At 35.1% G+C, this 8,888-nt stretch carries 11 protein-coding genes; 1 reads left to right on the top strand and 10 read right to left on the bottom strand.

Annotated elements, in window-relative coordinates:
• A partial coding sequence (locus P8M54_RS04990; protein ID WP_300285831.1) for a DNA gyrase/topoisomerase IV subunit A occupies positions 1-2,413 on the top strand: 2,413 nt, incomplete at its 5' end.
• A gap of 37 nt (positions 2,414-2,450) precedes the next feature.
• Here the strand turns inward: P8M54_RS04990 and P8M54_RS04985 are convergent.
• The 10 genes from P8M54_RS04985 to P8M54_RS04940 all read right to left on the bottom strand — a co-directional run bounded on the left by P8M54_RS04985 (position 2,451) and on the right by P8M54_RS04940 (position 8,687).
• Entirely contained in the window at positions 2,451-3,224 is a 774-nt protein-coding gene (locus P8M54_RS04985; protein ID WP_300285829.1) for a TerC family protein, read from the bottom strand.
• A gap of 31 nt (positions 3,225-3,255) precedes the next feature.
• A complete protein-coding gene (locus P8M54_RS04980; protein ID WP_300285827.1) occupies positions 3,256-3,630 on the bottom strand; it encodes a DNA topoisomerase IV in 375 nt (124 codons plus the stop codon).
• A gap of 114 nt (positions 3,631-3,744) precedes the next feature.
• On the bottom strand, positions 3,745-4,317 hold the full coding sequence (locus P8M54_RS04975; RefSeq protein WP_300285825.1) for a pentapeptide repeat-containing protein: 573 nt from the start codon (positions 4,315-4,317) through the stop codon (positions 3,745-3,747).
• Positions 4,317-4,538 (bottom strand): DUF6095 family protein, encoded by a 222-nt coding sequence (locus P8M54_RS04970; RefSeq protein ID WP_300285823.1) that lies wholly within the window; start codon positions 4,536-4,538, stop codon positions 4,317-4,319. Before P8M54_RS04970 ends, P8M54_RS04975 begins: the two co-directional genes overlap by 1 nt.
• 2 nt (positions 4,539-4,540) lie before the next feature.
• Complete coding sequence (locus P8M54_RS04965) at positions 4,541-5,008, bottom strand: hypothetical protein (protein WP_300285820.1); 468 nt, start codon at positions 5,006-5,008, stop codon at positions 4,541-4,543.
• Positions 5,009-5,032: 24 nt separating this feature from the next.
• Complete coding sequence (murQ, locus tag P8M54_RS04960) at positions 5,033-5,848, bottom strand: N-acetylmuramic acid 6-phosphate etherase (RefSeq protein WP_300285818.1); 816 nt, start codon at positions 5,846-5,848, stop codon at positions 5,033-5,035.
• Positions 5,849-6,031: 183 nt separating this feature from the next.
• Positions 6,032-6,427: a hypothetical protein gene (locus P8M54_RS04955; RefSeq protein WP_300285815.1), complete on the bottom strand. Its 396-nt coding sequence runs from the start codon at positions 6,425-6,427 to the stop codon at positions 6,032-6,034.
• Positions 6,428-6,481: 54 nt separating this feature from the next.
• Positions 6,482-6,979, bottom strand: coding sequence for a DUF1648 domain-containing protein (locus P8M54_RS04950; RefSeq protein WP_300285813.1), 498 nt, complete (start codon positions 6,977-6,979; stop codon positions 6,482-6,484).
• Between the two features lie 154 nt (positions 6,980-7,133).
• The gene (locus P8M54_RS04945; protein ID WP_300285811.1) at positions 7,134-7,685 is read right to left on the bottom strand and encodes a GNAT family protein; all 552 of its coding nucleotides are present in this window, start codon (positions 7,683-7,685) and stop codon (positions 7,134-7,136) included.
• Between the two features lie 336 nt (positions 7,686-8,021).
• On the bottom strand, positions 8,022-8,687 hold the full coding sequence (locus tag P8M54_RS04940; RefSeq protein WP_300285810.1) for a hypothetical protein: 666 nt from the start codon (positions 8,685-8,687) through the stop codon (positions 8,022-8,024).
• Positions 8,688-8,888: the final 201 nt, after the last annotated feature.

Genomic DNA, 8,888 nt, shown 5'->3' with positions numbered 1-8,888 from the left:
TAAAGAACTAGATGATGGTCGTTACAATAAAGTAGCCAACGTCGTTGGACACACCATGCAGTATCACCCTCACGGAGATGCGAGTATTGGTGATGCCATGGTGCAAATTGGTCAAAAAGATTTGTTGATTGACTGCCAAGGAAACTGGGGAAATATTTTAACTGGAGATAGCGCTGCGGCATCAAGGTATATTGAGGCTCGTTTATCTAAATTTGGATTGGAAGTATTGTATTCTCCAAAGATTACCGATTGGGGTGTTTCTTATGACGGTCGTCGTGCCGAACCCAATAATCTGCCTGTAAAATTCCCGCTATTGCTTGCACAAGGAGCAGAAGGAATTGCAGTAGGACTTTCGACTAAAGTTTTGCCTCATAACTTTAATGAGTTAATTGACGCTTCGATTAAAATACTAAAAGGAAAACCGTTTACTTTATATCCCGATTTCTTAACTGAGGGAATTGCTGATGTATCCAATTACAATGATGGCTTGCGTGGTGGTCGCGTGCGTGTACGTGCAAAGATTGCCCAATTAGATAAAAATACGCTGGTGATTACTCAAATTCCGTTTTCAACCAATACGACTACCTTAATTGATAGTATTTTGAAAGCCAATGAAAAAGGGAAAATCAAGGTCAAGAAAATCGAGGACAATACGGCTGCCAATGTAGAGATTTTGATTCATATGTATCCTGGAATTTCACCGGATAAAACAATCGATGCTTTGTATGCTTTTACAGCTTGCGAAACCTCTATTGCACCTTTGGGCTGTGTGATTGAAGACAATAAACCGTTGTTTATTGGAGTTTCTCAAATGTTGAAAATTTCCACAGCTAGAACACAAGATTTATTGCGTCAAGAGCTCGAAATTCAGTTAGAAGAGTTAAAAAATAAATGGCATTTTTCTACGCTCGAAAAAATATTCATTCGTGAAGAAATGTATATTGATTTCAAATTGTATTCGGATAGAGAAGCCTTGTACAAATACATGTACGATCGTTTTGAGCCTTTCTCGAAATCATTTGTACGTGCTATAACAGATGAGGATTTGCAACGATTAACGCAAATCCCGATGATTCGTATTACTCGTTTTGACTCGGATAAAGCCGATGATTTGATTGCGAAGTTAGAGGAGGAAATGCGCGAAGTCGAGCATAATTTAGCAAACTTGACAGATTTTGCTATTGCTTATTTTGCAAAATTAAAAGAGAAATACGGAAAAGGACGCGAGCGAAAAACCGAACTTCGTGTCTTTGATGACATCGAAGCTACTAAAGTGGTGTTGCGTAACACCAAATTATATGTCAATAGAGAAGAAGGATTCGTAGGTACTAGTTTGAAAAAAGACGAGTACGTTACCGATTGTTCGGATATTGATGATGTCATTGTTTTTCTGCGTGATGGTAGCATGATGGTGACAAAAGTGGATGCCAAAACCTTTGTTGGAAAAGACATTATTCATATTGCCATTTTTGATAAAAGCGACAAGCGAACGATTTACAATATGATCTATCGCGATGGAAAATCAGGTCCGTCTTATATTAAACGATTCAATGTTTCAGGAGTGACGCGCGACAAACCCTATGATTTAACGAACGGGACTAAGGGATCTCAAATACTTTATTTCACTTGCAATCCTAATGGAGAAGCAGAGGTAATTACCGTTTTATTGCGCCAAGTGGGAAGCATTAAGAAATTGAAATTCGACATCGATTTTGCTAAATTAGCTATAAAAGGACGCGCTTCTAAAGGGAATGTAGCCTCTAAATATCCAATCAAGAAAATCGAAATTAAAGAGAAAGGTATTTCGACCTTACTTCCAAGAAAAGTATGGTATGACGAAACCGTGCAACGCTTAAATGTGGACGGAAGAGGAGAATTGCTTGGTGAGTTTAGACCAAGTGATAAAATTTTAATTGTCCAGCAATCCGGAAAATTGAAAGTAGTTATACCCGAATTATCAACGCATTTCGAGTCTGATATGGTAGTTTTAGAGAAATGGGTTCCTAAAAAACCTATTTCGGCCATATACTACGATGGCGAAAAAGAACGCTATTATTTAAAGCGCTTTTTAGTAGAAACAGAAAATAAAGAGGAATCTTTTATTACGGAACACCCTAATTCACAATTAGAAATCGTTTCAACTGATTACCGACCTGTAGCCGAAATTATATTTCCAAAAATCAAAGGCGTACAAAAGGAAAGCATAACCATTGATGTTGCTGATTTTATTGCTGTGAAAGGTTTTAAAGCTTTAGGAAACCAGGTAACTACTGATAAGATCAAACAAGTAAATATGCTTGATCCTTTGCCTTACGAAGTCCCAGTTGAGGTTGTTCCTGAAAAGAACAGCAATCCTGACGGAGATGATACTGATATACAACTGGATGAAGATGGTCAAGTCGTATTGTTTTAAAATAAAAAAAAGCTCCCTCAGGGAGCTTTTTTTGTCTTTAGTTCTTCTTTTTATTAGCTTTCATATTTAAAACCTCGACCAATAGTGAGAAGGATATGGCAAAATACAAATACCCTTTAGGTACCGGCGTTACATGACTACCAAATACTAATGCATCAGCTAAATGCGCACTCTCGGTGATTAGCATAAAGCCAATCAAAATCAAAAACGATAGTCCTAAAATTTGAATTGACGGATGTGTATTTACAAATTTACCCACAGGAACTGCAAATTGCATCATGATTAAAACAGAAATTACTACAGCTGTAATCATGATGTATAAAGCGCCAGGAACGCCATTTGTCATTCCTACTGCAGTCAAAATACTATCAAATGAAAATACCAAGTCAATTAGAATAATTTGCAAAATAACGCTCCCAAATGACTTAGTTGCTGCTTTTCCTAGTTCTTTCTCTTCATGTCCTTTTTCATCTACTTTCTCTCTGATTTCATTGGTGCTTTTGTAAATCAAAAACAAGCCACCTAATAATAAAATGATACTCTGTCCGGTAACCTGCGCACTTAACCAACTAAAATTTATTGAAAACCAAGGCTCTTTCATGGCAATCAAGTACGAAATTCCTAGCAACAATGCGATTCGCATAAACATGGCTAAAAACATACCTATTTTAGTCGCTTTTTTGCGGCTTTCTACGGGCAATTTCCCAGTAGCGATAGAAATAAATATAATGTTATCAATTCCTAAAACAATTTCAAGAAAAGTCAATGTTAGCAGTGCAATCCAAGCATCAATATTTAAAAATACTTCCATATTCAGTTTTTTTTAGTCGCGATTAATTTAGTTAGTTATCTATTTTTGTTACAGTTCCTCTTTGTTTCTGGTCGGATCCAATCATTCCAAACTCAAAAGTGTAGGTATCACCTGAAGTGCTAAGAATTTTCATCCCAATCGATTGCTCCTCGGCCTTGTTTTTCGGGTGAAGCTTCTTTAAAACATATTCACAATCGCTAATCCACCGTATCGAAGCAGTGTCAATTTTTCTTTCAAACGTCTCGATTTCAATGCTATCATTGCGCTCAAAAAGTGTGGTTTTTTTCACACCATCGACCTCATATTCAAATTTAAATTTTCCCGTTTTAAAGTCTTTACAATTGTGTTCCTTGGTATAGCAGGAAGCTACAAGTAGAAGAAGCGGCAGTACAATCAGTTTTTTCATTTTGTTTTTGGAGCTTAATCCTGCTATTCGTTTCAATCTTTTTATCCTGAAAAAAATCAGGATAAAAAGGATTTTCACTACTATCAGGGCTAGTTTACAATCGGTTTTTAAAGGCTATTGAATTTTTATATCAAATTTGTCCAGCAATCCTGGAATTCCTTCTGTAGAGAATTTTGCTTTACGCATCGGGTTAAATTCGGGATCAATTTTGTAATTATAAGCCGTCAAGAAATTGACTTCTTTCAGTTGCGTATCGTTAAAAATGGCGTTTTCTAAATTGCAATTTTCAAACGAAGAATTTGATAAATTAGTACCTATAAAACTTACTTCTTTCAGCGAACAAGAGGCGAAAGTTGTTTTAGGCATTTTTTTATTGGCAAAAGAAGAATAATCTAAGATACAATCGTTAAAACTTACCCCAAACATAAAATCAGCACAGTTGGAAAACTCAATACCTAACAACTTGCAATTCGAAAAATGAACGGTTTTCAAACTCGTGTTTTCTAAACGGGTCATGGAGAGATTACAGTCGATGAACTCACAATCCATAAAACTATTATTGGAGAAATTGCTATTCGAGAAATCGCAGTTTTTAAAAACACAGTCTTCAAACTCTCGATTGCTGACTTTTTTGTCAATAAAAGCGACTTTGTCAAACGTTTTTTGAATATGAATCAGTTCGTCCATCAGTCGTTAAATAAACTTTTCATTATTATTTTTAATCCTTTGTACATGAAGTACATGGCGGCTATACAGGCAACAATTCCAATTCCTAAAATAAGGTAATGCCACACATTTTGTCGATTCATAAAAGCATTATAAATCAACGACGGACCAATAAATAGTAGGGGCAAAGCGCCTGCTAAATTTTGAATACCTTTCGATAGTAATTGTTTATTTGTTCCCATAATTAAAATGATAATTGCATCCCTATTCCATTTTTGTTGGAAAGAATATTGATTTTCTCTATGTGGAAACCTACTTTATTGGGTGAGATCGCTTCGTTGTATCCATCAATGGCTTTGTTTATTTTTTTAGAATGTCCTATGATTACTGGAATCGAAATAGCCGCTGATGCTAATCCTATAAAGGTTAAAGCCGATGGGTATACTTTATCTTGCGATAATCCAGTAGCTAAGTCAACTAAAACAAAACCAGTTCCAAAACCTAATAGAAAACCTCCTACAGATGCCTTTGTTTGACCTGCACTGTAACTCGCTAATAGTTCTGGTTTATCGCTAAGCAACTCCTTAACTTGAGAATTGGTTAGTTTAACATTGTTGTCATTGAAAACACGTCCTTTTTTATAAGTTAGTTGCTGACTAAAAGCAAATGAGCAAAGAAATAGAAAGAACAAGGTGGTTAATTTTGATTTCATTTTTTATAAATTTAGAAAAGTGGTTTATTGTTGTTGGTAAAAATCGACTGCTTTGCGCACGCTGCCGTGCGTTGCGAGTAAGTCAGCCGCTTGGTCGTAATTCACGGGAATCTCACCCATGATCATTTTTATGCCACGATCGACTAGTTTGCTGTTGCTCAATTGCATATCGACCATTTTATTGCCTTTTACTTTTCCAAGTTGAATCATCGTAGCGGTCGAAATCATATTTAACACCAGTTTTTGTGCTGTTCCTGCTTTCATTCGAGAGCTTCCAGTTACAAATTCAGGTCCTACCACCACGTCAACGGGAAATTGTGCCGTTTGCGACAGCGGACTAGCAGCGTTACATGAAATACTACCGGTAATGATAGTATTGTCGTTACATGCTTGTAACCCACCAATTACATAAGGCGTAGTTCCTGATGCAGCAATTCCTATAACGACATCGTTTGTATTTATGTTGTATTCATGTAGGTCTAACCAAGCTTGTGTGGCATTGTCCTCGGCATTTTCAACCGCTTTACGAATAGCAGCGTCTCCACCGGCAATAATACCGTTTACTAAATCAAATGGCACTCCAAAAGTAGGTGGACATTCAGAAGCATCAACAACACCTAAACGGCCTGATGTTCCTGCGCCAATATAAAACAAGCGGCCACCTTCTTTCATTTTTGTAACCACTTGTGCTACTAAAACTTCAATTTGAGGTAATGCTTTTTCTACGGCAAGCGGTACTGTTTTATCTTCTTGATTGATATTGGAAAGCAATTCCTGTATAGACATTTTTTCAAGATGCTCATATTTAGAAGATTGCTCGGTAGTTTTTATAAATGCCATTGCTGTTTGAAGTTCAAGTTTTGAAGATTCAAAGTTACAAAGTTTTATCCTCTTGAAGGTTGTAAAAAGAAGACATTTAAGGATTTATTTTAGTAATTAAATCTCGTAATTGGTAATTTGAATCGATAGAGGAAAAGGAATTTAAAAACATTGTCATTCATGCGGGCACAAGTAGGAGGGTTGCTAAAATATATTTTTTATGCCATCCGTTAATGCAGTTAGTACCCAAATTGCTGCAGGTAGAAAAACCCAGAACAAAGTGAAGTAAAGTCCGATTTTAAACATTTTTGGTCCGTAGGTAACAGTACGTTTTACAAATAGTTCTGTAATCCAGCCCAAAGTGTAGCCTATGTTACATAAAATAGCAAAAATCGGAATCATTATTGGTTCGTACAAATCTTCGCCTGCTTCTAATTGAACTCGACCCGAAGCTGCCTTTGTCATAATAATTATACTTAATATACCGCCAATGAGAACAATGATATTGTATAAAATTCGTCTGATTTCCCACCAAAAAATTATTTGAAAGAAGGTTCTTTTTTCTGTTTTAACGGATACTAATTTATTTAAATACTTCATAGTAATTGTACCTCGCGGAATTAAGTTAAATTATATTGCGTTTTGCTTTTGTTATTATTTTGACTTCAATGATTTGGCTCCAAAATACAGGATAGGAATAAAAATCAAACCCATTGTCAGTGGCTGAAACCAGGCTCCTAATCCTTCGGTTTGACCGTTAGCGTGTCTAATTGTTTGAAATGCAATCAGGCCAAAAATAACAATAACGATTAGCTTTAAATATCGCATCAAACGTGTGGCATTTGTATATTGATCCATTGCATTTTCGGCGGTTAGTACGGTCGAGTAATTAAATAGATGAGGAAATCTATTTAGTATTGTTAATGCAATATAAAGAACTGTTGCAATGCACGGAAGAGTAAAAATCATCCACTTATCCCCAAAACCGTCAGCAACTCCAGCTCCATTAAAATGTGTGTGAATGGTTTTTGGTAAGTTGTCATAGTGGCTATACACGAAAATCCAAATGGCGAAAATCAAAAACAAACTGCCAATTTCAACGGCTTGGTCGACTGGAGTTCGTTTTATGGTCAATTTTGGTCTTTCTTCCATGGATTTGAATTTTAAAATGGATCAAGTGTGGGTTCTAAATTATGAAAATTAGAACAAATGTAGTACTACTGAGCTGCTTTTTACCGTCGGTTGGCTACAACTCACAGAATTCACACTATTTATCGACTAAGGTAACATGTAAATCTAGTTTCAGTTAATTTATTGTGCTGTCACTATTCTTCAGTTTTGCATAAATGTCTAAACTGATAAATTTTCCGTTTTTGATTTCACATTCTCTCATTGTGCCTTCAAGGTTAAAGTTTAGTTTAGCCATTGCTTTTTTGCAATTTGTGTTTTTGGTTTCTACGATACCTTCAATTCGATGTAAACCCAGTTTGTCAAATCCATAATCGCATAGGAGCGGCATAGCTTGGTTCATTATTCCTTGTCCCCAAAAATCAGGTAGTAGCCAAAAACCAATTTCTGCTTTTTTATGTTCTTTATTTAAGTTGTTTAAACCACCCGCACCATAAAATATTTGATTGTCTAAGGAACAAATTGCCCACCAAATTCCGGTTTCTTCTTTTTCTAGGTCTGCAAAAAAATCCATCTGCTCTTTGGTTGCTTCCATTGTTTGATAACTAACACCGTAATACTGGATAATGTCAGGGTGAGAAAGTCCTTTGAATACATTTTCAATATCGCTGGCAACAAATTGTCGAAGTAAAAGTCTTTCTGTCTTAAGCGTCGGAAATTTAGCTGTCATCGCGTTTGTTTTATGGTGATTAGTACAGTTGATTTTGGCTTCTTTATCCGTAATTATAGGTTTTTTAGAATTGTTTTGCTTGAATGCAACTATCTCTACTTAAAAAATAAGCTTGCTAAGCTTGGCAGTAATAAAAAATAGAACTATTAATTTAAAACTTTTAAAGTAGAAGGTAGTTTTTAATAACTAGATTTATAATCGATTGCAGGAGTTTAGTTGTGGTAGCCTGTTAGATCGCCATCAATTATTTTCGCCTATGTTCAAAGTTCTTTCCAAAGAAAAACGCGATATTACCACATATTTGGCAATCTCTTGAAACCGCTGTCAGCGGTTGTTTTATCTTATGTTCCGCTTTATTTCTGTTTTCATTTTTTCAAGTGTTGCATTACTAATCGCATCAGAAAAATGTCGATGAATATAAATGTTTTCGTGTTGATTTAACTCGTTTATATTCATTTTGCTTTTGTCTATTCCTGCTAATTTTCTGAATAATCCAGTTTTTATATTTAAAAATTTAAAATCTTCAAGTAAACCCCAAGCTACAAATATTGTTTTTTCAGAGTTACTTAAAAATTTGTCCAATTCGATTAAGTGCTTTCCATTTTCTGCGGAAATTAAATATTCTAAAAAGATTTTGTTGTTCGACTTTGCCATTCCAGTTGTCGGAAATCCAATAAGTTCAACAAATGAAATTTTGCTTGCCAAATTACTTTCTACGTTTAGTTTCGAGAAAATTTTATGATAACGTTTTCCATCTCCTTTATAATTCGGCAATAAAAATGGATGATGAATATTGTAAGTTTCCCAAAAAGTTATTCCGTCAGATAAATATTCAGAAACGTAATTAAACATTTCTTTAGTTTCAACGTCAATTGCCCAATTGGGATCTCTTCCTACAAATAAAATTTGTGCATCTAAAGGATTTGCTCCTTGATAATTTCTTTTTAAATAAAGTTCATTAAGCAGTTTCGATGGATGCTTTTCGAATATAGATTTTTCCATTTTTAAAATGTCATTATTTCTTTAAAAGTGTTGAATCCCCTGAGGTTATCAAAAAAACCACTAACGTCAGTCTGTGAAAAAACTTCCGTTTATTTCCTTCAAATATACTACATCTTTTTAAGATATAAGGCAGAAAAGTTGTATATTTAAAGATGCAACATATCATAGGAATAGCACGCAATCAAATGCGTTTTTCGAGTT

It is taken from the genome of Flavobacterium sp., from assembly GCF_029242675.1.
Taxonomy (GTDB): domain Bacteria; phylum Bacteroidota; class Bacteroidia; order Flavobacteriales; family Flavobacteriaceae; genus Flavobacterium.
The sequence above is the reverse complement of the archived record's forward strand: the minus strand, read 5'-3'. Positions and strand labels throughout refer to the sequence as shown.